This is a genomic window from Altericroceibacterium endophyticum (assembly GCF_009827595.1).
GTDB lineage: Bacteria > Pseudomonadota > Alphaproteobacteria > Sphingomonadales > Sphingomonadaceae > Altericroceibacterium > Altericroceibacterium endophyticum.
Genome location: NZ_WTYT01000001.1, coordinates 426,559 through 451,906 on the forward strand (window position 1 = coordinate 426,559; position 25,348 = coordinate 451,906).

A 25,348-nucleotide genomic window follows, 5' to 3' on the forward strand; every position below is an offset into this window, starting at 1 on the left:
GTTAAGGACGCCGCCATCCCGTGGCCAAATTTCGTAACGCCGCATGACAAAGAGTGCGCTGTAGGCGCCTAAAACAACGGATTAGTCGATGAGCTCTTTTTTCTCCCAGTTTTTCAAGTTCGGTTCGCAGAACATGGCGATCGACCTTGGGACAGCGAATACGCTGGTTTACGTACAAGATCGCGGCATTGTTCTGAATGAACCCTCTGTGGTCGCGATCGAGACGCTGAACGGGATCAAAAAGGTCAAAGCCGTCGGTGATGATGCGAAGCTGATGATGGGCAAAACGCCCGACAGTATTGAAGCCATCCGGCCGCTACGCGATGGCGTGATTGCCGATATCGAAATCGCCGAAGAAATGATCAAGCACTTCATTCGCAAGGTGCATGGCAAGAAAAGCCTGTTTCGCTACCCTGAAATCGTGATTTGCGTGCCGTCGGGTTCGACATCGGTTGAACGCCGCGCCATCCGCGATGCTGCGTCTAACGCGGGGGCCAGTCAGGTCTTTCTTATTCTGGAGCCCATGGCTGCAGCCATTGGTGCCGATATGCCAGTTACCGAACCGGTGGGTTCGATGGTGGTCGATATTGGCGGCGGCACCACGGAAGTGGCCGTGCTGTCCTTGCGCGGGCTGGCCTATACGACCAGCGTCCGTACCGGCGGTGACAAGATGGACGAAGCGATCGTTTCCTATGTCCGCCGACATCACAATCTGTTGATTGGCGATTCGACCGCTGAACGTATCAAGAAAGATTACGGCATCGCCACCGTGCCCGAAGATGGCATTGGCGAAATAATCACGATCAAGGGCCGCGATCTCGTTAATGGCGTGCCGAAAGAAATCACTATTAATCAGGCGCATGTGGCAGAAGCCTTGTCTGAGCCTATCGGCGCCATCGTCGAAGGCGTGCGGATCGCGCTTGAAAATACGGCGCCGGAACTCGCCGCCGATATCGTCGATCAGGGCATCGTGCTCACCGGCGGCGGCGCGTTGATCAGCGGACTTGATGATCACTTGCGTGAAGAAACCGGTTTGCCTGTCAGCATCGCAGAAGATCCGCTATCCTGTGTTGCACTTGGTACGGGTCGTGCCATGGAAGATCCGATGTATCGCGGCGTATTGATGACCGCCTGATTCTAGCAAAGGGGAAGGCGCAATATGGCGCCGCCGACATTTCGCCGTTCGGGGCTTAACAAGAAGGCGCGTTTTAGCGTTTTCACCGGCTATGTGGCCGCCGCTATTGGCGCGATGGCGGGTGCGATCCTGCTCGCTTTGTCCTTGTGGCGGCCGCAAGCCTTCGCGGATTTGCGCAGCCAGGCGCTCGACATCGTCTCCCCTGTTGGTGAAGCCGGTGCAGAAGCTCGCACCGGCACGCGCGGATTCTTCGATGTCGTTAGCGGATATTACCGCGCCGGAAGCAAGAATGCCGAACTGCGCCGTGAAATCGAAATCGCCCGGGTGCGCCTTGCCGAAGCAAAGGCGCTGGAGCAGGAAAACCGGCGGCTTCGGGCCGTTCTGACCATTCGTGATAGCGATAATAAACCTGTCGCTGTCGCCCGGCTGATTGGCGCAACATCATCAAGTTCACGGCGCTTCGCCTATCTCGGCGCGGGGGACAAACAAGGCGTCACACCCGAAATGCCGGTCGTGGCTCCAAAGGGGCTGGTCGGCCGGATATTGGAAACCGGCACGAACAGTTCGCGCGTCCTTCTACTCAGTGACAGTGAAAGCATGGTGCCTGTCCGGCGCGCCAAGGATGATCTTGTCGCCTTTGCCGAAGGCCGGGCAGATGGCAGTTTGCGTCTCCGGCTGATCAATCTCGGGATAAATCCCATCCGCCCGGGCGATATCTTCGTCACCTCTGGCGCCGGCGGCTTGTTCCGCCCCGGCATCGCCGTTGCGGTGGCGGATGAGATTACCAAGGATGGGGCCATTGCTCATGTGCTGAGCAATCCTGCCGCCACTGATTATGTTACGGTTGAGCCCATCTGGCGGCCGGAAGCCGTCAATGCTGCCTCGGTTCCGGTAGAGCAGGAACTGGGCGGGGAATGATAAGCCCGATCAACCCCCGGGCAAGGCAGGATCGTTTCGGCCGCAAGATCAACCGCGACCACTCCCGCATACTCGCGCTCTCCATTCCCTGGCTCACGGTGCTGATCGGTTCGCTGGTTCCGTTATTGCCTATTATCACGCCAGTCCCGGTGGTTCCGCCACTGGCCTTCATCACCATGCTTGCATGGCGGCTGGTGCGTCCCGGTTTGTTGCCCTTATGGGCAGGCGTCCCCTTTGGTCTGGTGGACGACCTTTTTTCAGGCCAACCCTTTGGCAGCGGCATTCTGCTCTTTTCACTCGCGCTGATTGCGATTGAGGCGCTTGAAATGCGTTTCCCATGGCGGTCCTTCTTTCAGGACTGGCTCACGGCATCGGTGCTCATCACGGCCTATCTGCTTTGCTGCTGGCTGTTTTCCGGTGCGATTCCCGGCCATGTACAGCTTACAGTCATTGTTCCTCAGATATTGCTTTCGCTTGTTCTTTTCCCTGTAATTGCCCGTATGGTTTCCGTCTTTGACCGGTTCCGGCTTATGCGGGTTCGGCGCGTCGGCTAAAGCTAGAAATGAAAAAACGAACCACCCCTGCGGCTCTTCGCCAGACATTCGACCGTCGCAGCTTTGCGATCGGATCGGTGCAGGGCGGTGTGGGTTTGATCCTCGCTGCGCGAATGGGATATATCGCCGTTGCCGAGAATGAAAAATATGAGATGGAGTCCGAAAGCAACCGGGTCAATCTCAGCCTGATCCCGCCGCGCCGTGGCTGGATCCTCGATCGCAATGGGGCCCCCCTCGCCTCAAATGAAGCCGATTTCCGCGTCGATATTATTCCTGACCGACTGGTGAATGCAGAACAGGCGGTCGATACGCTCGGTGAATTGCTGCATCTCACGCCCGTCGAGATACAGGATCTCAAAGACAAGCTGGAAGATTCGCGCGGGTTTCAGCCGGTCCAGGTGGCAAGCGGATTGGATTATGACGAATTTGCGGCAGTCAGCGTGCGTCTTCCCGATCTGCCGGGCGTCGTCCCTCAGCGCGGTTTCTCGCGTTATTATCCCACCGGCCCCTCTGTTGGTCACCTGATCGGATATGTTGGGGCCGCTTCTGCCGAAGAATATGAAGAAGAGCCCATTCCGCTCTTGGTGACGCCGGGGTTCAAATTGGGAAAAGACGGGCTGGAAAAACAGTTCGAACAGACCCTGCGCGGTCAGCCCGGTGCCCGCAGGGTTGAAGTGACGGCCAGCGGCCGGATCGTGCGCGATCTCGAAACGCGGGAAGATGTGCAGGGACAGGCGATCCAGCTGGCTATTGATGGCCCGCTGCAGGATTACGCCGCACGGCGCATCGGTCTGGAATCCGGTTCGGCCGTCGTGATTGACTGTGTCACGGGCGATCTGATGTGCATGGCCTCCATGCCGAGCTTTGACCCCAACAGTTTTTCCGATGGGATCGGGCGCGTCGAATATAAGATGCTGAGCGAGAACGACCGCGTTCCGCTGCGTAACAAGGTCTTGAAAGGACTGTATCCGCCCGGCTCTACCGTAAAGCCGATGGTGGCCATGTCCTTTCTGGAGGCCGGCCTCGATCCGGAGGCCAGTACTGTCTGCACCGGCGGCCTGAGGGTCGGCAATCGTGTGTTCCACTGCTGGAACCGGCGCGGACATGGCCGGGTGAACATGGCCAAGGGCATCTATCAAAGCTGCGATGTCTATTTCTATCACTTTGCCCAGAAGCTGGGCATGGATGTGATCGCGCCCATGGCCCATCGTTGCGGCATGGGGCAGCAATTCCCGCTGCCTGTCGCCAGTCAATTCTATGGCACAGTGCCCGATCCCGCTTGGAAGCTGAAGAAGTATGGCCGCGAATGGCAGCCTTACGATACGGTGAATGCCACAATCGGTCAGGGCTATATGCTCGCCAATCCACTGCAACTTGCGGTGATGGCGGCGCGTCTGGCAACGGGCAAGAAGGTGATGCCGCGGCTTATGCTGGATGGCTCTCAGCCAACCTTTGACAGCATGAATTTCCATGGCAACCACGTGGAAGTGATCCAGAATGCCATGAGCGATGTGGTCAACGGACCGGGCACAGCCGGCCGTGCGAGGTTGCCAGTTGATGATATTCTGATGGCGGGTAAAACCGGCACAGCGCAGGTCGTCAGCCTTAACGTATCCAGCGGCAAAGGCGGACCTTGGAAATACCGCGATCACGGCCTCTTCATCTTTTTCGCGCCCTTCAACAATCCGCGTTATGCGGGCGCCGTCGTGATCGAGCATGGCGGCGGTTCTGGTGCAGCCTATCCGGTTGCACGGGATATCATGACTTTCCTGTTCGATCCGGCTAAGGGGCTGGAGGCGCTGCACGCGCTTGAAAAACAATGGGGTGGCACTGCGCAGGAAAGGCTTGCCGCGCGCTATTCAAAATATGCCGCCGAGGCAGGCGTGGACGTGCCACCTGCACCGAGCGATCCTGCAACTCTGGTCAAACATGTGGATGCTGAAGCGCGTGCAGCGGCGCAACCTGCGGCGATGGCTACCGGAGCGATCAGACCTCGGCCTGATCCTGTTGCCGGGGACACACGGACGGAGCCGGATACATGAATTCCTCTATCCTGCCCGGCCCACTTTCCACCCTGCCCTGGCGCGTGCTGATCCCGCTAACATTGCTGACCTGCTTCGGCGCCATGGTTCTCTATTCTGCTGCCGGCGGATCCTTGCAGCCTTTCGCAACCAATCACCTCCTACGCTATGGCGTCTTTCTGGTGATGGCGCTGATCATGTCGCTGTTTCCGCAAAATTTGGTCCGGCTTGGGGCATATCCTGCCTATGGTGCCGTGCTTATCCTGCTGGTGCTGGTCGAAGCATTGGGGGCAATGGGCGGCGGTAGTCAGCGCTGGCTTGAGCTTGGCTTTGTCCGGCTGCAACCGTCAGAGTTGATGAAACCGGTTATCGTGCTGGTGCTGGCGGCTTTCTATCATTCCCTGCCCGCGAGTATGGTTGGCAGCTGGCGCGCTCTCATTCCTGCTGGTGTCCTTATCGCACTTCCAACTGGACTGGTCCTGATGCAGCCTGACCTTGGCACTGCGCTGGCGATTGTCTTTGGCGCGGGCGTCATCATGTTTCTTGCAGGTTTGCCGATGCGCTGGTTTGTCGGCGCGGGCGTTGCCGCAATGGTTGCGATCCCCCTCGCCTTCATTTTCGGATTGAAGGATTATCAGAAGCGGCGGGTGACGACCTTCCTTGATCCTGAAAGTGACCCCTTGGGGGCCGGCTATCATATTACCCAGTCGAAGATCGCGATTGGGTCCGGGGGCCTGGATGGCAAAGGGTTTGGCAATGGCTCCCAAAGTCACCTGAATTACCTTCCTGAGCCTCATACGGACTTCGTATTTGCCACCATGGCCGAAGAATGGGGTTTGATCGGCGGATTACTGGTGCTGTTGATTTTCGGGATCGTTTTGCGTTGGGGACTGACCGTGGCCCGAAACGCACCCGATCGTTTTTCTCAGCTGCTTGCCGCCGGGATGACGGCCACGATCTTCTTCTACGCCTCGATCAATTTGATGATGGTGATGGGGCTTGCTCCCGTTGTCGGCATTCCCTTGCCCTGGATGAGCCATGGCGGCTCATCTATGATGACGAATATGATTTGTATCGGCACGCTGATGATGGTCGATCGCTGGACAAAAACGGGCAATCGCAGCAATTTTTCATAAAAATGCAAAAATCCCGGATCTGCCCCCTTTCATTCTTTTTCGCAGCCGTTATACGAGCGTCTCCCGACGATTCGACGGGACGGCAATTGCCAGTGTGGACGCATAGCTCAGTTGGTAGAGCAGCTGACTCTTAATCAGCGGGTCCTAGGTTCGAACCCTAGTGCGTCCACCATTTTTCTTCCATAAAAACAGCAGTATCGGTCTTGGCGACCGGGTTCATCCTGACGGTGATAGCGGACATTAGATAGCCAAAACCCCATTGCGTCAGCTTCGCATTTCGACTGCGCGGGACGACGCACATATCGTCGTCAGCATTTCAGACGGTGGTCCCGGTATTTCGTCGGAAACCGCTGACCGCCTGTTCCAGCCCTTCGTGACCGACAAGTCCAATAGCATGACGGTGGGGCTGTCGATCTGCCGCGCGGCGGTATCGCTGCTCATGGTGGCGAGCTGTGGTTCGACAGCGCAAGCTCGACAGGGGTGACTTTCCACATCAACCTGTGGCTGGCGGATTTGAATTGGCCCCGGCCCCGGCGGTGACGCCATGATTTCAACGAGGGATGAACGGTCGATCTCAGGCGACTCTCAGGCCGCCTTACCATGCGAACGCGCACCGGGACGGTAATCGGGATGCCGATATTCCGGGACGAAGAGGACGATCAGTGCTGCAATGGCCGCGCAAACGGGCACGGTCGACAGTGCGAAGCCGAAACTGCCGCCGCTTCGGTCGGCGAGAAATCCCACAAGGGGTTGGAAGATCATCGCGCCGGCGATGCCGATCATGTTGACGAATGCGATCACGGTACCGACCAGCTGGTTTGTCTGCCCTTCCTTGGCCATCGTGAAGGTCAGCATCTGGAACCCACCGAAGAAGCCCGCGATAAACAGCAGCGCACCCTCCAGAAATACCGAAAGCGGCAAATAGAGAACTGCGGCATAAGCGAGAGCAGTGAGGAGAGCGCCGCCGAAAATGAGATATTTACGGTGTCCGAGAAAATCAGAAAGCCACCCGCCGACAAGACTGCCGAGCGCCATGCCCCAGAAGATCATCGAGACTATCGCCTCCGCCACTACCGGGGAGAGGTGATGATCCCTGGTCAACTCGGTCGTGCCCCAGAGGCCACCATAGACATTGACTGGCATGTAATAGAGCAGACCGATCAGCGAGAGCGCCCAGATGCGCCTATCGCCCAGCACGACGGCCAGACTGTCCCGGACATGCTCGATCGGCGCGGTATCGGCTGTTACCGCTGGCGAAACGGGTTCTTTCAAAAAGCGATAGGCGAACAGGAAAACACCAAGGCCGACAAGCCCCGTCGCGACGAATACAATCCGCCAGTTGGAGCCTGCAATCGCGTCCGATAAGGCCACGGCACCGACTGCGACGCCCAACATGCCGACCGCGTTCACGCCGCCCGACAGCAGCGCAAAGCGTTCCGGCGCAAACCAGTGATTGACCAGCCAGAGCGCGCCAACAAAGGCGAACGACGCGCCGAAGCCGGTCAGCAGACGGCCGGCCCCACCGATCCACATATTGTCCGTGCACGCAAAGACGAGAACGCCGAACGAGCAGGCGAAACTACCCAGCAGGATGAAGCGGCGTGCGCCGAAGCGATCGAGCAGCAGCCCAACGACGATCTGCATCGGCGCGTAAATCCAGAAGAAGAGGCTAGAGAGCGATCCGAAGCCGGAATTCGAAAGATGATAGAAGGTCGCGATCGCCTGCGCGTCGAGGCTCGGCTCGATACGAGTGACAAATTCGAACAGAAAGAAGATCGAGCCAATGGCAAAAGCAATCCAGGCAGCGCGCATGATCGATTGGTCACTAAAAGGAGGATTGTCGAAGACGTTCATCTTAGCACGACGAGATTTCCCGGCAACCGCCCGCCCCAATCTTCGTCCTTTTCTCACGCTTGGCCAACCGCAACATCGTCGCCTGCATCGGCTCAAGAGCAAATCGGGAGGTTCAAATCGAGCACGATGCCATAGTCCAACACCAGCGGCACAAGGTCGAGAATATGGTCGGAAAGCTCAAGGACTGGTGCCGCATCCAAACCCACTATGATCGAAGCGCCCACACTTTCACGTCCGATATCTGCATCACAGCAACCGTCATCTCCTAACTGAATCAGTGCCCTCGCCTGCTGGATCACGCAGCTGCGTTGCCCTCTGGATATTCCTGCTCCTGTACCTCTGCGTGGCTGAACATGATCCAGTTTCGGGCGAAAGACCGGCCTCCATCAGCCTGCATCTTACCGGAAGATGTACACAATCCTCCGATCAGCGAACTGATGGAGGCGCGACGCCGGGTTTCAACTGCGAGCATTGAGAAGATAGCGCGCAACGCGATCCAGATCCTCAAGCCTGCCCGTGGTCATCACAGAAAGAGGAGTGTGGTCCTCCAACGCTAGGTTTGGCGAGCGTAGCCACCCCGGCATGCGATCGGGCGGCAACTGTGTCCCGAGCGAAGCGTATATCGAGAGTACCGCCCCGATCCGGATGATGACCATCTCCGCTATCGGCACAGGCTCATGGGCCTGAATGCGGATGCGCAGGTCCTCGAAAACAGCAGGTTCTCGGATACCGAGGATCTGTGTCTGCTCCGCTTCTGTTAGCTTCCATTCGCTGGCGATGTTGAGGAAGCCTCGCAGCGCCGCGCCGCCATGGCGCACAGGATCCAGTTCGGCAAAGCCTCCCGCCATCACAGGTACACTCCGGCATCAATGGCCCCGATCATGTCAAGAATGAAGGCGAGGCCTTCCTCGGACTGCTCGGCCCGTTCGATCGGCGTCTCGCCACCCAGCCAGTAATGCCGGCGGTTCATGAAGTGGATCGTCTGTACCAGATCGCCCCCATAGAGCGTCCTGCCAGACACCATCTGATCATGGACGAAGTCCAAGCTCCAGCGCTGGTTCGGCAACGCCAGCATCGGAGCAGGCGCTCTGGTCCCGACAGACAGCACGCCTGCGGCTGCGTCGTCGCCTCACCGCCAGCCCTTCCTCCTTGTAGAGCCTCTGGGTCTTCTTGCGGTTGATCATCACGCCCTCCCGGCGCAGCAGGATGTGCAGACGGCGATAGCCGAACCGGCGACGCTGGTTGGCCAGTTCGCGCAGCTTCTCGCGCAAACCGGCGTCATCGTCCCTGGTGGAACGGTAACGCACACTCTTGCGATCGGCATCAATGACACGGCACGCCCGCCGCTCGCTCATCCTGTGGCATCCCTTGAGATGAGCGACAGCTTCCCTCTTGGCAGCGGGCGTCAGAACTTTTTTGCCAAAAGATCTTTCAGCGCAGCCTGATCGAGCATGGCATCGGCCAGCAATCGCTTCAGCTTCGCGTTCTCGCTCTCCAGCTCCTTCAGTCGCCGGGCCTCAGACACTTCCAGTCCGCCATACTTCGACTTCCAGTTGTAGATCGTCGCTTCGGATATACCGTGCCGGCGGGCCAGGTCGGCAGTCTTCGCGCCAGCCTCGGCCTCCTTCAGCACGCCGATGATCTGCTCTTCCGAAAACCTCGTTCTCTTCATCTCGTCCGTCCTTCCATCGGGGCCGGACTCTAATCAAGCGTGGAGGAAAATCAGGGGGTCACGTCACTGAGATCTCCAGCCAGCATACAAATGACTGGTGAGGGTAGTTCCAGTGGCTGATCCACCCAGCGGTCCCACTCTTGTTGCCAGAGCTTTTTCATATGGCTCAGGACAGCAGGTTTTTTGTCTGCAACGTTGTACATTTCGGAAAAATCTTCGGCGGTGTCAAACAACTGCCAATCGTCATTATCGTAATTGTCAACTCCGCACGAATGCAGCCCCACCGCGCGCCAATGTCCATCTGTTATAGCGCGGTTGCCTCGCAATTCGAAAAATTGGCGTTGGCGCCCTTTCGCTTTGCTATCACGAAGCCCATGGAGGAATGATCGCCCGGCGACTGGCATCTCCGCCTGTCCATTGACGGTCGCTGGAAAAGAAGTGCCTGCTGCTTCAAGCATGGTTGGTGCCAGGTCGACCACATCGACATATTGATCTCGTATCTCTCCACCCTGCTGCGTGAAAGCGGGCCATGAGACGATGAGTGGTGTGCGCACTCCACCAAGAAACGGCCAGAGCTTGTAGCGACGAAAAGGTGCGCTGCTCACCCCGGCCCATGGGCGCGGATATTCGGATTGGGTAGCAACGGTGCCCAATTCGATCATGCGTTGGCGCTGTTCAGCAGGGGTCAGCGTGTTTGGCTGGTAAAGCGCCTCGAAAAACCCATTCTGACCTGCTTCCGATGCTGCGCCATTGTCGGAAAGAAACACGATCATCGTGTCATCGCGTAAGCCCTGCTTTTCGAGGCAATCCATCAAGCGACCGAGCTGCGCGTCAGCATGTTCAATGAAACCAGCGTAAACTTCCATATATCGAGCGAAAACTACTCGCTCATCTTCGCTCAGATCGGTCCATGCCCGATCATCTTCTGCGCGTGGTGGGAGCGAAGTATTTGCGGGAATGATGTTCATTGCCTTCATGCGTTCAAAGCGACGTTCGCGCAGCACATCCCAACCTTCGGAATAGCGGCCAGAATAACGCGCAGAATACTCTGCAGGAGCCTGAATGGGTGAGTGGGCGACGCCCATGCCAAGGTGCAGAAAGAACGGCTTGTCCGCATCAGCCCGCTCTGCATGGGCTTCGATCAATTCGATTGATTTATCAACGAGGCCTGCGGAGACGTGATAGTCTGCAGGTAAGTCGGGATGAATATAGTCGTCATTCTCTACCAGTTCGGGCTTATACTGATCCGTCCATCCGCGAGCAAAGCCGTAAAAGTAGTCGAAGCCACGAGCGCGAGGCCAGTTCTTGCGCGACGTTCCGGGGGCAAGATGATCCATCGGTATGAGGTGCCATTTGCCTACCAGCCACGTAGCGTAGCCAGCATCCTGAAGGGTTTGTGCGCTGGTCTGTGCTGTGTCAGGCAAGTGAAAGGTGGGGAAAGGAAAGTCTTTAGCAAAAGGGCCAAAAGCCGTGTCGGGTACGTCGGGAAAGTTGACAGAATGGCTGTTACGCCCGGTCAGCAGGGAGGCTCGGGTGCAAGAACACACCGCTTTAGAATCGAAGCGATTAAAACGTTGGCCTCGCTGCGCCAGACCATCGATTGCAGGTGTGTTGATTTCACCACCAAAACAACCAAGGTCTGAAAAACCAACATCATCAAGGACAATCGTGATGATATTCGGACGTCGTAGTGGTTGCTCAACCTTTGTCTTGGCAACAGCAAGTGACGGCGCGAGCATTGTGCTGGACAGAAGGCCGAAGGTAAATCGACGCCGCGATGTCTGCATGATCAAGTCCTCTTTATTATACGTCTGAAGTAGCCCTGCCGAGCGAGCGGCTGGTCCGGCAGGGCCGCAATTCAAAGTTTGATACGAGCGCCGAGCATGAACTGATGGCCCGGATCGTAATAATCGACCGGCAGGTCGCCCAGGGTTGTTCGACTGGCATCGACATTATCGAGAACATTACTGCCTTCGAGCACAATGGATATCTCGTCGTTCAGCTGGTAGCTGACACTCAAGTCGAGTGAGGCACGCGGTTGGGTTGTCACACCAAGGCCAAAGTAGCTGGAAGGCAGTCCCTGCGAGACGAATTTGTCACGCCACGTATAGGAAACCCGCGTCGCAAAGCGCCCATCGTCATAATATGCACTCGCGTTGAAGTTATTCTTTGATGCCGCAGTGAGAACCTGGGGCTGGTTGTTCGAAATGAAAGTATAGTTAAGCTGAGTGCCAGTGTATTTGAGAGGCCCCGGCAGAAAAGTGAATGCCTTCTGGAAACCGACTTCGAACCCTTTCACCTTGACGCCCGAGCCATTGACAGGCCGCGTGCGTTGAAAGGTCTGATCTTCGACAACACTGGTATTGCTTGAGGCATAAAACAAAGTAACCGGCAAAATGACGGAATCCGTTTGCGGATAAACCAGTGAGGCGAGGTTCTTATAGAAACCTGAAAAAGTGAGCGACGTGTCGAGATCGGGATACCATTCGATACCGGCATCGAAGTTGGTCGATAAAAACGGTTTCAGAGAAGGATTGCCGGTGTTCACCGTATAGGCACCGGTCGTGCCGCTCACAGAGGTTGATGGTGATATCTGCGTCAGCGTCGGTCGGCTCAATGTACGCGAAGCAGCAAAGCGCAGCTGCACACTGTCTGACAAAGCGTACTTCAGGTTAGCTGAGGGTAAAACATATGTATATGTGTTCTTGGCCGAAATCGGTCCAGCAGGAGGCACTGTGACCGTTCCTCCCGTATCTACATTGATAACCAGCGACTGAAGATCAGGTGAAACACCGCGCGCTTCTCCACGCGTATTGACAATGCGCGCACCGATGTTGCCGCTCAATCCATCATCGCCAGTGGCGAAGTCAGCCTGGACATAGGCTGCAAGAGTCCGCTCTTTCAAATCCACAACGCTGGAAGGGTTGGTCAGCAAAATCGCGCCAGAAAGCTCGCCGAGCTCATCGCGCGAAACGGTCTCCATCAGGGAGTGAATATCTGTTGAAAGCCACTGTGAGGGCACCATAACATCACCGGAATATGCGCCGAGGAAGTCACCGCGGCTTGCTCCAGCAATCTGGGAGTACGGTACGATGCCATACCCGCCAGCTCCGTTCGAAGTCAGTCCGGCCGTTAAGGCAAGGGCACCCGCAGGAACGACCAGCGAATCTGCATTGGCATATGTTGCGCGCCATGTGGCTGCCCCACCGATGGCTATCCTGCGGAGAAAGGAATCATCTAAGCTGTAAGACAGATTAGCCTTGAATTCATCGACCTGGTCCTCTGTTTTGCGGCCATAAGCACCGTTAATGCTAGCAACGACTCCAACAGAGGGGTCCAGATAGCGTGCCTCAGATTCCGGTGACAGGCTCAGTCCGCATAAGGCTTGACCGGGCTCGCAGCTTTGGGTGACGTCAAAGCGCTGGATTTGCGCAAACCCTAGATTATCACCTGCCTGCTTCGCCTGCGAATGTGCGTAATTTGCTGATGCTCTCCAATTATAGCTTTCCCATTCAGCTCCGGCCTTCGCGTAATAGGTCGTAGCGACCGAATTATTATAGCGATTGTTGGCGCGGACATCGACACCGCGGAGACCAATCGTAGTCGCAAATGGAAGTCCAAAGGTCAGTTGTGATGGGGCTATGCCATCAATGCTAGTGAGCGCGGTGGTTGAGGGGGCATACTCGCCGCCGTTCGCGCCAACAAACAAATTCAAATTCTCGAGGCTGTCGACCTGAACATGGAAACGGCTGTAAAAACCTTCGGTGTAAACCTTCAGATTGTCAGTCAGTTCATATTCCAGTACACTGGTCAGAACCGCGCGTCGGCGACGCTCTTTGGCAATTTCAGTGCGAACTTGGGAGGGTAGGTTGAACTGGTCATCTGTATCGCCATCGCCATTAACATCGCCGAAGCGTCCTTCGCTTGCCACACCCCAACCAATGGTGTTGACGGAATGCGTTTCGGTGCGCGTATCGCTGTAGCCCCCGGCGATTAGAAAACCGCCACGGCCACCTCCAAATGTGGTGGAAAACAACGCGGAAGCTTGCGGCGTGACCTTGCCTGCATTTGAATTCCAGACGCCGAAAGCTGAAGCAACGAGAGTTTGCTTGCCCAAGCTTAGAGGGCGCACGGTCTTGACGTTGATCGTGCCTGACAAACCGCCTTCCTGCAGCTCTGCCGTGGGTGACTTAACAACCTCTAGTGTCTGCACGAACTCGGTAGGAAGTAGGCGAAAATCGAACGAACGATTGATATCGCCGCCAGCGCCACCGCCGCGTAGATCGACGATCGAGGAGGCGAGTGTGCTGCCGTTGAGTTCCACACGGGTAAAATCGGTGGGCAGGCCGCGAATACTGGCCGCTGTACCTGATCCGCGAGTACGGGTGATCTGCACGCCAGTGATGCGCTGGCTGGCATCTGCCACGTTTTCGGTTGGGAATTTACCAATGTCTTCCGAAGTGATCGCGTCGATCACATTCACAGCGTTTTTCTTTTCCTGCGCCGCAGACTGCAGGCTAGCACGCACACCGGTGACGGTAATTTCCTGCGCTTCATCTTCCGACGGGGCGGATTGCGCGGCGGCTGGTGAAGCAAGCGCAACTCCGACGAGCGAAGCAAGACTTACACTGGCCAGCATGGTGACATAACGTTTCGAATATCGTGGCATGAGAACCTCCCCCTGACATTTCCCCTGAATACTTGGGGAGGGTAAGGAACTGATCGAGACAAATTTTGAGCTAGAAATCTTAAGTTTCCGCCCGCATTGAAGCTCTTACATCCGTACCCTTGCGCGACCAGCAAACGGTGTTCCGATTGTCGGTCGCCTCCTTCCCAAGATTGCTCCACGCTCTGCTTTATAAGTGCTTGCAGATACTGGGACAACGTTGTCTCCATAGTCTCAGTTTTTATCACTTGTCAATTCAAACACGCTTTCCGTTAATATGAGGGGGCAGGTCCAAGCGATGCGCGGCGAATGAACTCGTATGGAACCTGGCCAGGTTTTATGTTGACCTGCTTATCATTCGCGCTTTCGGCAACGAGATACTGCCCGATTGCGCAGGCCATTTGCGTTGTGGGTTGGCTAACGGTGGCAATGCTGGGAATAGTATGTTGCGAAATGACCAGATTCCCAAAGCCAACCAATGACAATTCGCGCGGCACGGATATTCCTAGCGCAATCGCGGATGCCAAAACGCCTGCCGCCATTTCATCATTGGCTGCGAAAATTGCTGTAGGCGGAACAGGTAAGCTAAGGAGTTTGCGCCCGTTCTCTACACCGCTATCATATGTAAAGTTGCCGGGCACCGTCACCAATTCAGCGTCCCGAACGGCTTTGACCGCCTCACGCAAACCATCAAGTCTTCCAAGATGGGCATAGTGGGTTTCGGGGCCAGAAATATACCCGATCCGACGGTGACCTTGTGCGAGTATCGCTTCACCCACGTCCCGACCGGCAGCACGGTTGTCGATCCACATAGAAACCCCGGTTTCAATATCTTTGCCGGGATTGAGGCGCCCTAATCCAATGGAACGTGATCCAATGAGATCGAGTACCCAAGGCACGTCGCAAAACGGCGGTATCAGTATCACACCGTCGGGCTTCACAAGGTCAAGAAAACGGGCCAGCCGTATTTCACCCTGCTCACGTTCCATAGACGCTAGCGTATCAACAACCAGATGGTAATCGGATGACATGCAGGCTTGGAGGAGACCTGCCACGACGTCCATGATATAGCTGGGCATTCGCTGGCTAAGGTTCACCTTGTCCACATGGCCCCGTGATGTCATCAGCAGCGCGAGAGTGAAGCTTCGCCCAGTACGCAGGCTTCTTGCCCCTAAATTGGGACGATACCCCAAGGCGTTGACCGATGCCTCGACCTTTGCGCGTATATCTTTCCCGACTGTGGCCTTCTGATTTATGACCCGCGAAACGGTTTTAAACGAAACGCCTGCATGGCTCGCGATGTCCTTGATGGTCGGTTTACGCAAAGCTTCGGATCATCCTTCATTTATATCCTCCCTGCAAAACAGCTTATAAGCATTTGGTCAACTGTTTGACACCCCCGAGCCGCCTCTATGGAATTGTAGCGATTGTGCGCTGGTAACCCGAACGATTGCAGCTTGCGCGGAAAAACAGCTATATGATCAAAAATAGAAAATAGGTTTTGCGTTTTGGCAAATGGTCTGGTGGTTTTGTCACAGACTGGTCGGCGCAGAATAATGAGTAGAGTCAAAGATTGTCGATTTCTCGGTCTTTTGTTGAGGTCATAGTAACAGGAGATCTACCCAATCGCAGCGGAGTGCCAGGATATAAATTCAAGCATCAAATTCTTGTCTTTCTGAGGAGCCAAAATACATATGCTTGACGCCCTCCCCTATTCCAAGTCGACCGACACTCAATCGATTTCTGATGAAGTCATAGCCGATGTACCGATGGCATCTCCCAGCATGCGGCAAGATTGGAATAAAAAGTTGGAAGTGTATTTGCGCCTCAACGCTTTGTTAAAGGCCAATATCGCCTTTGGGCCGATGGCACTGATTGCCGCTGCAGCAGAGCAAGAGGCCGCGAGCTGGAAGAGCGCTATGGGTCTGATTTCCGTCAACGCTCTGAGGTAAAGGCACGTTTTGCAGAGCGCCTCAAGCAGCATCAGGTCATCGATGACGAACTAACCATGAAGTATATTCGACCTCTTGCCAAAGCTGCTATAGACCTTGTCCAGATCCCCGCCCCGGACCTTTCTGCCGCCATGTTCAAGGTCGATCTAATCGAGCGTGACGATCTCGAAGTCTACGCCAATTTCGACGGCAACCTCTTCCAGATTGTGGTGGATGATATGAAACGAATAGCCGGTACTGCCTACAATTAAGCCACAGCCATTCACAGTTTCACAAGGCACCTCAGTCGCCAAAAGCAGGCCAGCTTACAGTTGAGACCTCTACTCATGTACTGGTTGAATAGACGACATCCAGTGCCTGATGAGGCTAAAGCGTATAGGCAGGGGTTGTAAGTTCGATCTGAACTTTCAACCGTGAACAGAACAAGAATATATACCATGGTATGACAAGTGTCGTGCAGTAAAAATGACCGAAAACCAACATATGCGATCAGGTGCTACATTTTCGGGAGGCAGGGGCCGGAGGTTCGAATCCTCTCTCCCCTACCACTTTATCGCAAGAGCGACGGATTTCCGCCTTTTTAGCATTGGTTACGCTGGTGTTCCGGTCACATGACCGGTACACATCTGGGTGACACATGCGGGAAGGTCAGATTATGTCCCGTATCCCTCACGTCTACCGACGCGATGGCCGATATATATTCCGTCGTCGCATTCATTTCCGAAATCTTATATCCAAGCCAATAGCAGTCGCGCTGCAAACCGCCGCCCCCAAGCTCGCGCGACAACGTGCGGCCATGCTGTCAGCCCGGTTTGCGATAGTGAAATCGCTTGTGAAAGAGATGATGGAAAGTGGAACTCCCCTTACCGGCGCAGAAATCGAACTCCTGTTTCGTAAGGAACTGGAACGCGAGCTCAGCGGACATGTCCAACGTGCATTCGAGGACGGGGAATGGTCGTCCCGGGCTCGCTAACTTGCCACGCTCGATCGTGAGGTCTTCAGCCTTCTCCGATCGCCTGACCGACATGCGCCGGAGCTAACTGAATACTCCAAGGGAATGATCTCCGACGAAGACGTTGAGCTGAGGCTAAAAGCTATCGGCGCTCCAGTGGATGCAGGCACCCTCGTCGCTGCTCGCACGCATCTTCTTCGTGCCCGCGCTGCCGGCTGCTCTCGCGTCCAGCGGCTGTATGACGAGGATGTGCTGGACGCCATTGATCCAGTTCGCGCCTTGATGGCGGACCTTGGCTCCCCGTCCAAGGAATCCATCAAGCTTCGGGAGGCCACCGACGCGATCGCCAACGTAGCCGTCGTACCGGATCGTTCGGGAGAGTGCCAGTTCGTGATTTATGACGATCGACGCTTTGGCGATGTGGTCGAGGATGCGATCGCAGCCCTGAAGTCCGAGGGCGTGTGGAAAGGCAACCTAAAACAGCGGCGAAGAATCATGCAAACCTTCGCATGGATTACAGCCAATCGAGGAAAAACACACTTTGCACCCTGTCCCCGGGGCGGAAGCCGTCGACACCTTCGTCCACGGCCACAACTTCGCCTGCGAAATCAGACATGGGAATCGCCGGATCGGGAAGGATGCCGTTGAAGTACTTTCCCTGCGCAACGGCAAAATCGCGATAGTTGATCGACCACGCGCGCGGCGCGATGAGCACCTCGCCCGGTCCGGGGGAAGGATCGGGCAGCTTAGTCAGGTAGAGCTCGTCAAAGCCTTGCGATCCAGCTGGCAACATCCAGGCACGCATCATTCTCTCCCTTCGTGCGGTTTGCCCGCCAAGCATTTATTCACTTGTTGTATCGGGAGGCAGGGCAAAGGTGACATATCTGCTCGGCTCCGGCTCCGGCAGGCCAAGACCGCCGGCAAACAGGCCGAGCCCGCCCACGGGGACGGTGATGAACTGACGCCCATCGACCTCGAAAATCGCCGGCACGCCTTTTGTCGCGGCATCCAGGCGGTGTTCCCAAAGGATTTCGCCCGTATCGGCATCGCGCGCGCGAAAGGCACGATCCGTCGCCGTGCCAACAAAAAGCAGCCGCCTGCAGTCGCCACCGGTCCGCCGCGCGGGGTTTGCGACCCGACGCCGGTGATGCCCTGCTCCTCCAAAGTCATGATCTCGCCATTTGATATGCGCCAGATCTGTTCGCCGGAATTCATGTCGTAAGCGGTCAGGAACGACAATGGCGGCTTGATCGCGACCATGCCGTTCGACTGCAACAGGAAATTCGTGGGCCAGCGATAGGGCACGATATCGTCGTCCTCGCCATTGGGTATGGCAGCCTTCGATTCCGGCCGATTATCGACACGAAGATTGATCAGCAGCGGCAATTCGCGGCTGACCACATAGATCCGCTGGCGCCGGGGATCGGAAGCGACATTGCCCCAGTTTGCCCCGCCATTGGCACCGGGAAAGCTGATCGTCCCGCATATGCTAGGCGGGATATACGGCCCTTCACCCCAGCGCGAATTGGTAAACAATTCGCGCAGTTTTTGCTGATCTTCCTCGGGCAGCAGCGGATTGATGTCGTCCGGCGTGAAGCTCATGCGGGTGTAGGGAAGCGGCCAGGTGGGTATCGGCTGTGTCGGCGATGCTTTTTCGCCGGGCACGTCCGATTCCGGCACCGCAACTTCGGGGATCGGCCAGACCGGTTCGCCGGTGCGACGATCCAGCACGAACAGCCAGCCCTGCTTGGTCGGCTAGACCAGAACCGGAATGCGTTCGCCCATCGCAGCGCGCCTTCGGGGCCGCCGCTCTTGGTGATTGTCATCAGCTTGGGCGCGGTGGGCAGATCGAAGTCCCAGATGTCGTGGTGCACGGTCTGGTAGTGCCAGACGCGCTCCTCAGTCTCAGCATCGAGCGCCACGATCGAGTTGGCGAACAAATTGTCCTCTTCCCGATTGCCGCCGAAATAGTCGTGGCGCGCCGTGCCGGTGGGAATATAGACCAGCCCCAGCTCGCTATCGACCGTGCTTTCCGACCAGTTGTGCACCCCGCTGAAACTACTGCGATCAGGCGTATCGGGCCAGGTATCAGCGCCGAATTCGCCTTCGCGCGGGACGACGTTGAAGGTCCATTTCAGCGCGCCGGTCATGACGTCATAACCATGGATATTCGCCGGGCTGGAAGCGTAGTCGTAGGCACCCGCCGGCAGGGAGACGATAATCGTGTCGCGATAGATGAGTCCGGGATTGTCGGTCTGCAACGAACTGCCCGGCGTGGCAACATCTGTCGGCAGCGCATCGCGCAGATCGACGCCGCCATCAGTGCCAAAACCATCGATCACCTGCCCGGTGGCAGCATCCACTGCGCGCAGCATGCCATTGTTGATGACCAACAAGCGTTCATCCGTGCCATCGGCACTGCGCCAGTAATTGATGCCGCGCGTGCCGATGCGTCCTTCCAACGCGCTTCGCCACATTTGCTTCCCCGTAGCGGGGTTCAGCGCCAGAACCTGCCCCCGCCGTCGAGCACATACATCCGTCCGCCCGCGACCACCGGGTTGAAACGCGGAGGCTGCCCCTCGCCAGTGGGAAACTCCCAAGCGATTTCCAGTCGGCCGACATTCGACCGGTCGATCTGGTCGATCTGGTCGAGTGAAGAATATTGCGCGCTCTCGGCTCCGCCAAGATAAGCGTACCAGCCGACATAGTCGAAATCCTCTGCCGGGAAGGCCGAGGCTGCCGGGCCGATCACCCGCTCTTCAGAAGCGGTGGAGCAGGCAGCAAGCAGTGCAACCGGCGCAAGCGAGAGAAGTGTTTTCTTCATTCTGAGCCGTCCGGGAATTGAGTTAGTTGGCGGCGCAATTCCTCAGTCAATTGCGAGGCCTCCATCGTGTCGGGATAATGCGCGCGATAACGAAAGTGCGGGTCCATCAAATAGGTGAGCGAGGAGTGCGGCATGTCGTACCCGTCCGGATTGTCGGGGTCGGCAACTTTTGTTGCGAACACCTTGAAGGCGGAACGCATGGCCTCGATCTCGTCCCTGCCGCCCGTCAGCCCGATAAAGCGCGGCCAGCGTTCTTCCAGAAAGGCACGCATCACTTGCGGCGTGTCGCGCTCAGGATCGACGGTGACGTAAAGCGGCTGGATATGCTCGGCCTGCCGTTCAAGCAACTCGAGCGCCTCCGAAATGCGCGTCAGCGCGCGCGGACAAACCAGCTTGCAATGTGTGAAACCGAAAAAGATCAGCGCAAAACGCCCTTCGTAATTCGCTTGGGTAACCGGTTTGCCGAAGTGATCGGTAAGTTCGAAGTTGCCACCAATCGCTGTGCCGGTCACTTCGCACCGTCCCGCACGAGTTGCAGACCGGTTTGCCGATCGATTGTGATGTCCAGCTCGACACGCTCGCCTTCCGCCGTCTCCAACACCTCGCCGTCCCGCAGGATCGTGCAGGGGCCGCCGCCGGAGTTGGTGAGGACCAGCCTTGCCTCGACCTTGTCTGCAAGGGCCGGGCGAAGGGTCAGCGACAGCTTGCGCTCTTCGTCGTCATAGCGCGCCTGCAACACATCCAGTTCGAACGGGCATTCGGCCAAGTGCGGCTGGCTGAAATGCTCCTTACCCCAAGGATGGTTATACAGCTGCCACAGGCCATCGGGCACGTTGAGCCGCGCATAGCCGGCCAGCACATTGCCCGTCAGCGGCTCGACGAAGGTGAGATTGCCGCTATCATCATAGCTGCGATCGTTGCGGGGGTAATAGAGCCCGCCCTTCTCCCATGTCGGGTTCATGTGCTTGTCAGCATGCGCCTGCATGGCAGCCAGCGTCTCCTCATCCCCCAGCTCGGAGAGCCACATCAGCACGGTGCCGAAATCGGGAGTCGACCATTGCACCGCCAGTTCGTCCACCGCAGCATCCTTGCCAGCTTCCTCATAGCTTTCGGCAGTGCCGGGCAGCATGGCCAGCGGTCGCAGCGAGATGGTGCCGTCCTCAGCCGTCTTGAGTGCATGATAGACCTGGCTACGGCGATGTTCGCGCACGAAATCGCGGTTCCAGGCATGCATGATTGCGCCGGTGTGGGAGTCGGTCGCCGGGCCGCCGGGGACCAGCACGTTCTGCCGCACCATCAACATCATCGGCATGGTACCGGGCCGGTCCAGCACGTCGCGGTCCGCCCATGCCTGACGGTAGCCGGCGGCCGCCTCTTCGGCGATTGTCGTGCCCTTGCGGACATCGTGAAAGCGAAAGCCCAGCATCGGAAACTGGTTGCACACTAGGAAGATGCAATTGGGCTCGCAGGCGACCCCCAGCCAGCCATTCTCGACCATCTGCCAGTAGATGATGTCGTTGATCGAGGAGAAATCGTAGCTAAACTCCATCTCCTCGCCCACGAACAGCGGCGAGTGCCGAATGGTCAGCCCGCCTTCGCGCTCGTAGCGATCATCGTCAAACAGCACGCCGTACATGCCGGCCATGGCGTGTAGGTGGCCGGAATACATGATGTTTTCCTTGACCACCGGATCGTGCCACTGCTCGCGGCGCTCTTCGAGATCCGGATCGATCCGCTTGTCGGACTGGCTGGCCTCGAACCAGTAACCCCATACCTCGCGCCGCAACATCTTGCGGATCGCCGCCTGCATCGCTTCCTTGAAAACACAGGGTGCAGCAGGCAGGTGATGATAATGCGCGAGGCCTAGCGCATAGACGATATGGCCTAGCTGATAGCGATAGGATGACAGCCCTTCCTGCCCGGCTTCCATGGAATCCATGTGCGACCAATCACCATCGGGCTGCGCCATCAGATTGCGCATATGGCGGATATGGCCTGCCTGCTGGTCGGTCAGCACGGCTTAGATTTCGGTCAGTTCATAGAGCAGCGAGCGTGCCGGCTTGGGCGAGTAGTTCGGAACATCGGCACCGGCCGCGGCCGCTTCGGGCGTTGCAAGGGCAGCCAACAGGGCCTCTTTGCTCTCGTAATCGGCTTCGAACACGCAGAAGCAGTCAATGTCGCCGTTGATCTGGATATCGGGCGCAAAGGCATAACCGCGTCGAATTGCGCCGGGCACATTGGCGCCAAGCGGCAGGTGAACCTCGACGAAGTAGCGTTTGAACTCTTCGGGATCATCAGGTGTGGGATACAGATTGATCAAACGGTACATGGATGTCCTTTCTGGTGGTGCGGCGGCGTCAGAGGCGTTGGACGATCGACGCGCCGGCGAGATTGATATCCAGCCGCATCCAGCTTGCCTGTATTTTCTCGCGCACCGGCAATTGATGCCACGGGTCGAGATCGGACACGCCGGTGTAGTGGCAATTGCCTTCGCCCAGCCACGCGAACTTCGGGCGGCATTCGAGCTCGCCCAGCACCAGTTCTGCCAACGAATATGGCTCGTCCGGATCGGGGCTCTGGATCACGCGCAGGTTCAGTCCCTTGAGCATGAAGCTCTCGGGGACCTCCATCGGGCTGAGGCCTCGGAACACTCCGTTCATGACCCGCAGACCCTGTGGCCGTTCGTAGTACATGCCGACGAGGTCTTCGTGCTTTTCGAACGAGATATGGCCGATCTTCTTGGGAAAGCCGTAGCCTTCGCGTCCCGCCATCAGCGCAATGCTCTGGCTGACACCTGCCTGTGTGAAATAGGCATACTCCTCGCCGCCATAGAGCACGTTGATGCATTGCAGGATCTCTCGGTAGGGGCCGCCAGTGCTCCATTCGTAATCCGCAAAGATCAGCCGGACATGCGACGGATCGGTCAGTTCGAGCTGTTCGGGCACGATGGCGGCGGCGGCCTCGGGATCGGTGCGATACTCGAAGGTGTACCAGTCTGCATTGCGCCAATAGGATGGCTTTTCAACATAGGCCGCCGATTGAACCGGCATGGTGAGACCGAACTGGTCCTTGGTGAGTCTTCCCTGCATAGCCTCTCCTGTTGCCTCACCGGCTGAATCATTCTGCCGCTTCGACCACGTCGGGCCTCGCGACGGTATCGCTTGCGGAACGGTTTGGCGGAAACGCCTCAACCGGCGTGCCCTCCTTGCGCATCAGTTCGGCCATCAATTGCCGGAACATGGCCGGGCCCTTGTCGGCATCGATCCACGCCATGCGATTGGCCGGATGGTTGTCGATGATCTTCTGCTGCGCCTCGATCATGTCGAGGTCTTCATCGAAAGCAGCGCTGGCGACCTTCCACATGCCGTCGGCTTCCTCATCGGTCACATCCGCCTTGCGCGGTCCGGAGGAGAAGAAATAGCGCGTCGTACGTTCGGTCATCGGAGTGACGGCCTGGCAACTGATATTGTCGCTGAGCGGCTCGACATCGGCGGGTGGTGTGCCAAAATCACATTTTTCGGCCGTTCCAGCCGGATAGGTCGCGACGCGCGAGATGAAAATGCCCGGGACAACATAGTCCAGCCGCGACCAGACATCACCGGTCCCGCCCGACTTGGCCTGCACCACGGCGCGCCCGAAATCGCCCACGCGCCAGTTTTCGTACCGCACGCCAGTTTCGATCCGCGTGCCCGCGGCTCCACCTACAGACTGGCCGGTCTTCTTGTCCTCCGGTTCACCTTCGGGCGGAGCGGCAAGCGTTTTCTCGTGCAGGAACGCGACGTGCGAAAGGTCGAGCAGATTGTCGCTGACCAGCGCATGGTGCGCTTTGTAGTCGAGCTGCCCGGTTTTGAACCGCCGAGCCGGGGCGTCCATGTAACTGCAATCTGGGATTGTGGATGGGTCCGCCATCGCCGGATCACCCATCCAAATCCAGGCCCACTGGTGCTTCTCGGCAACCGGATATGGTTGCAGGCACAATTGTGGAGAGACTTTTTCCTGAGCTGGCACCTCGACGCAATTTCCGTCCGCATCGAATTTCACGCCGTGATACATGCAGCGCAAATCGTCGCCTTCGAGACGCCCTTTTGACAGCGGCGCCCAACGGTGCGGGCAGCGATCGGGAAGCGCGTTCAGCGTGCCGTCCTGCTTGCGGAAGAACACCACCGGTTCGCCCGCAATCATGCGACCGGCAAGGTCGCCCGCATCGAATTCGGTGGTCCAGCCTGCTACATACCAGATGTTTTTCAGGAACATCCCCGCTCTCCTCTCCAGTCCCGTGTCGCGCAGCGTCTAGGCGCTCCATCATAGCCTCTATGTACACCTCTAACGATATCGAGTCAAAGCAGTGCTGGGCGACGAGCGCGCGGCGGGATGCGGAATTCGGGTTTTGCATTGCGGACGCCCTTCTCCTATCGCAGCAGCTGGGCGATGTTGCGGCATGGCAGCTATGCGATAGTCTATGGAGGAAGCCGGATTGAAAAAAGGCGGCTCACCAATGCCGGTCGATCTGGCGGACCGACAGGCTGCCTTCGACACCCATATCTATTCGCCCGCCCACCTGATTGCGCGCGCTGATCAAGTGGTGAATGCAGGCTATCTGGAACGATGCCGCGCGCACGGGTTAGAGCTGACAGTGCCGCAATTGCTGTATCTGTGTGCCGTGGCTACTAACCCCGGCGGCCATCAGGCCGCGGCAGCACGCATGATTGGCATGGACACGCCGACCGGGGCCTTTGTGATCTCCGCCCTGGAGCGGAAAGGTCTGGTCGAGCGGCAGCCATGTGCAACCGACAAGCGGCGCAAGACGATCTACTGTACTCCCAAGGGGGAAACCGCTCGGGTCAGTGGCGTTGCCCTGTTTTCCGCGTCCACGCGCGATTTCCTGGAGCCTGCGACTGCTGCGGATCGCCGTGAACTCCAGCGCATCTTTGAGAAGATTGCCGCACATGACGAGGCCAATCCGCCTCCCTTGCGCGACGCATCCGGGAAGCCGGTTACCGTCCCAGATTACCTGCCGGCAGAGGTTCTGCCCGGTTACCTGCTTGGCCGCTCCCTGCAGCTAGCGGCCGCGCTTGTCGCCCCCGCACTTGCTCCGTTTGACCTGACTATTCGGCAATATGTGGTGCTGGCGATGCTGGGGATTACCGGGCCATGCAACATGACCTTGCTTACGCGGGTCATGGGCTCCGAACGGTCAGCGATGGCCATTGTCCTGCCAACACTTAAGAAGCGCAGACTGCTCAGCATCAATCGCGAAACAGATCGTTCGCTGTCAATTGCGTTGACCGAAGGCGGGCATGCGCTGCTGTCGCGGGTAAGGCCGGTCGCCGAAGCGGCCAATCGCCATATTGCCTGCCATCTCAACCAAAAAGAGAGAGAGCTTTTTACCCGGACAGTTGCCGGGATACTCAACCATCGTGGAGAACTCCTCAGATTCGAGGATGTCGCACAACCGCGATCTGGCGCTTGACCGGTCCAGTTCGAGCATCAGAGAAAAAGGGAATGCGATGATCAAGAAGGATTGGCTGCCTTGACCTTGACCTTGACCTTGGCACTGGCGTCTGGCGCAAACTCAAACTGGACGGACCGAACGTCCGCTCTTGGGAACTAAGATTTGGGACCGCTACGTCTTCGATCAGGGCGCTTTGCGGACAGGCAGGAACT

At 57.4% G+C, this 25,348-nt stretch carries 24 protein-coding genes, 1 tRNA gene and 2 pseudogenes; 10 read left to right on the forward strand and 17 right to left on the reverse strand.

The window, feature by feature from the left end:
- The first annotated feature begins 88 nt into the window (after positions 1–88).
- From GRI91_RS02060 to GRI91_RS02090, 7 genes are all read left to right on the forward strand, one after another.
- Positions 89–1,135 carry a rod shape-determining protein gene (locus GRI91_RS02060; RefSeq protein WP_160734963.1) on the forward strand — a complete coding sequence of 349 codons (1,047 nt, stop codon included), beginning with the start codon at positions 89–91 and terminating at the stop codon, positions 1,133–1,135.
- 24 nt (positions 1,136–1,159) lie between these two features.
- Positions 1,160–2,053, forward strand: coding sequence for a rod shape-determining protein MreC (mreC, locus tag GRI91_RS02065; protein ID WP_160734964.1), 894 nt, complete (start codon positions 1,160–1,162; stop codon positions 2,051–2,053).
- Positions 2,050–2,607, forward strand: coding sequence for a rod shape-determining protein MreD (gene mreD, locus GRI91_RS02070; protein ID WP_160734965.1), 558 nt, complete (start codon positions 2,050–2,052; stop codon positions 2,605–2,607). The genes mreC and mreD overlap by 4 nt, the downstream gene beginning before the upstream one ends.
- 8 nt (positions 2,608–2,615) lie before the next feature.
- Positions 2,616–4,649, forward strand: a complete 2,034-nt coding sequence (gene mrdA, locus GRI91_RS02075) for a penicillin-binding protein 2 (protein WP_160734966.1) — start codon at positions 2,616–2,618, stop codon at positions 4,647–4,649.
- Entirely contained in the window at positions 4,646–5,764 is a 1,119-nt protein-coding gene (gene rodA, locus GRI91_RS02080) for a rod shape-determining protein RodA (protein WP_160734967.1), read from the forward strand. Before mrdA ends, rodA begins: the two co-directional genes overlap by 4 nt.
- A 96-nt stretch (positions 5,765–5,860) precedes the next feature.
- Positions 5,861–5,936, forward strand: a tRNA-Lys gene (locus GRI91_RS02085).
- A gap of 87 nt (positions 5,937–6,023) precedes the next feature.
- A complete protein-coding gene (locus GRI91_RS02090; protein ID WP_202385397.1) occupies positions 6,024–6,248 on the forward strand; it encodes an ATP-binding protein in 225 nt (74 codons plus the stop codon).
- Between the two features lie 101 nt (positions 6,249–6,349).
- Here the strand turns inward: GRI91_RS02090 and GRI91_RS02095 are convergent, their stop codons facing one another.
- From GRI91_RS02095 to GRI91_RS02130, 8 genes and pseudogenes are all read right to left on the reverse strand, one after another.
- The gene (locus GRI91_RS02095) at positions 6,350–7,576 is read right to left on the reverse strand and encodes an MFS transporter (protein ID WP_160734968.1); all 1,227 of its coding nucleotides are present in this window, start codon (positions 7,574–7,576) and stop codon (positions 6,350–6,352) included.
- A 134-nt stretch (positions 7,577–7,710) separates the two neighbouring features.
- Positions 7,711–7,917 (reverse strand): hypothetical protein, encoded by a 207-nt coding sequence (locus tag GRI91_RS02100; RefSeq protein WP_160734969.1) that lies wholly within the window; start codon positions 7,915–7,917, stop codon positions 7,711–7,713.
- Positions 7,918–8,076: 159 nt separating this feature from the next.
- Complete coding sequence (locus GRI91_RS02105; protein WP_160734970.1) at positions 8,077–8,466, reverse strand: MbcA/ParS/Xre antitoxin family protein; 390 nt, start codon at positions 8,464–8,466, stop codon at positions 8,077–8,079.
- Positions 8,466–8,642 (reverse strand): MbcA/ParS/Xre antitoxin family protein, encoded by a 177-nt coding sequence (locus tag GRI91_RS02110; RefSeq protein WP_202385458.1) that lies wholly within the window; start codon positions 8,640–8,642, stop codon positions 8,466–8,468. The genes GRI91_RS02105 and GRI91_RS02110 overlap by 1 nt, the downstream gene beginning before the upstream one ends.
- Positions 8,628–9,290 (reverse strand): annotated as a pseudogene (locus tag GRI91_RS02115) (transposase); the annotation flags it as partial. The pseudogene GRI91_RS02115 and the gene GRI91_RS02110, both read right to left, overlap by 15 nt.
- A gap of 50 nt (positions 9,291–9,340) precedes the next feature.
- Positions 9,341–11,077 (reverse strand): arylsulfatase, encoded by a 1,737-nt coding sequence (locus GRI91_RS02120; RefSeq protein ID WP_160734971.1) that lies wholly within the window; start codon positions 11,075–11,077, stop codon positions 9,341–9,343.
- 71 nt (positions 11,078–11,148) lie between these two features.
- The gene (locus tag GRI91_RS02125; RefSeq protein WP_160734972.1) at positions 11,149–13,959 is read right to left on the reverse strand and encodes a TonB-dependent receptor; all 2,811 of its coding nucleotides are present in this window, start codon (positions 13,957–13,959) and stop codon (positions 11,149–11,151) included.
- 269 nt (positions 13,960–14,228) lie between these two features.
- Positions 14,229–15,281: a LacI family DNA-binding transcriptional regulator gene (locus tag GRI91_RS02130; protein WP_160734973.1), complete on the reverse strand. Its 1,053-nt coding sequence runs from the start codon at positions 15,279–15,281 to the stop codon at positions 14,229–14,231.
- A 369-nt stretch (positions 15,282–15,650) separates the two neighbouring features.
- Here GRI91_RS02130 and GRI91_RS02135 point away from each other — a divergent pair, with 369 nt between their 5' ends.
- The gene (locus GRI91_RS02135) at positions 15,651–15,908 is read left to right on the forward strand and encodes a hypothetical protein (RefSeq protein ID WP_160734974.1); all 258 of its coding nucleotides are present in this window, start codon (positions 15,651–15,653) and stop codon (positions 15,906–15,908) included.
- A 56-nt stretch (positions 15,909–15,964) separates the two neighbouring features.
- On the forward strand, positions 15,965–16,159 hold the full coding sequence (locus tag GRI91_RS02140; protein WP_160734975.1) for a hypothetical protein: 195 nt from the start codon (positions 15,965–15,967) through the stop codon (positions 16,157–16,159).
- 1,215 nt (positions 16,160–17,374) lie between these two features.
- Here GRI91_RS02140 and GRI91_RS02145 read toward each other — a convergent pair.
- From GRI91_RS02145 to GRI91_RS02185, 9 genes and pseudogenes are all read right to left on the reverse strand, one after another.
- Positions 17,375–17,668 (reverse strand): alcohol dehydrogenase catalytic domain-containing protein, encoded by a 294-nt coding sequence (locus GRI91_RS02145; protein WP_160734976.1) that lies wholly within the window; start codon positions 17,666–17,668, stop codon positions 17,375–17,377.
- Between the two features lie 33 nt (positions 17,669–17,701).
- Positions 17,702–18,555, reverse strand: a pseudogene (locus GRI91_RS15965) (outer membrane protein assembly factor BamB family protein).
- On the reverse strand, positions 18,459–19,460 hold the full coding sequence (locus GRI91_RS02155; RefSeq protein WP_160734977.1) for an outer membrane protein assembly factor BamB family protein: 1,002 nt from the start codon (positions 19,458–19,460) through the stop codon (positions 18,459–18,461). The pseudogene GRI91_RS15965 and the gene GRI91_RS02155 overlap by 97 nt, the downstream one beginning before the upstream one ends.
- On the reverse strand, positions 19,358–19,684 hold the full coding sequence (locus GRI91_RS02160) for a hypothetical protein (RefSeq protein ID WP_160734978.1): 327 nt from the start codon (positions 19,682–19,684) through the stop codon (positions 19,358–19,360). Before GRI91_RS02160 ends, GRI91_RS02155 begins: the two co-directional genes overlap by 103 nt.
- Positions 19,681–20,196 (reverse strand): SCO family protein, encoded by a 516-nt coding sequence (locus tag GRI91_RS02165; RefSeq protein WP_160734979.1) that lies wholly within the window; start codon positions 20,194–20,196, stop codon positions 19,681–19,683. The genes GRI91_RS02160 and GRI91_RS02165 overlap by 4 nt, the downstream gene beginning before the upstream one ends.
- Entirely contained in the window at positions 20,193–21,701 is a 1,509-nt protein-coding gene (locus tag GRI91_RS02170; protein ID WP_160734980.1) for a linalool dehydratase/isomerase domain-containing protein, read from the reverse strand. Before GRI91_RS02170 ends, GRI91_RS02165 begins: the two co-directional genes overlap by 4 nt.
- A gap of 3 nt (positions 21,702–21,704) precedes the next feature.
- The gene (locus GRI91_RS02175; RefSeq protein ID WP_160734981.1) at positions 21,705–22,013 is read right to left on the reverse strand and encodes an EthD family reductase; all 309 of its coding nucleotides are present in this window, start codon (positions 22,011–22,013) and stop codon (positions 21,705–21,707) included.
- A gap of 28 nt (positions 22,014–22,041) precedes the next feature.
- Positions 22,042–22,773, reverse strand: a complete 732-nt coding sequence (locus GRI91_RS02180) for an acetoacetate decarboxylase family protein (RefSeq protein ID WP_160734982.1) — start codon at positions 22,771–22,773, stop codon at positions 22,042–22,044.
- A gap of 28 nt (positions 22,774–22,801) precedes the next feature.
- The gene (locus GRI91_RS02185; protein WP_160734983.1) at positions 22,802–23,938 is read right to left on the reverse strand and encodes an aromatic ring-hydroxylating oxygenase subunit alpha; all 1,137 of its coding nucleotides are present in this window, start codon (positions 23,936–23,938) and stop codon (positions 22,802–22,804) included.
- Positions 23,939–24,179: 241 nt separating this feature from the next.
- Here GRI91_RS02185 and GRI91_RS02190 point away from each other — a divergent pair, with 241 nt between their 5' ends.
- Positions 24,180–25,154, forward strand: a complete 975-nt coding sequence (locus tag GRI91_RS02190) for a MarR family winged helix-turn-helix transcriptional regulator (protein WP_237437596.1) — start codon at positions 24,180–24,182, stop codon at positions 25,152–25,154.
- The last annotated feature ends 194 nt before the right edge of the window (positions 25,155–25,348 follow it).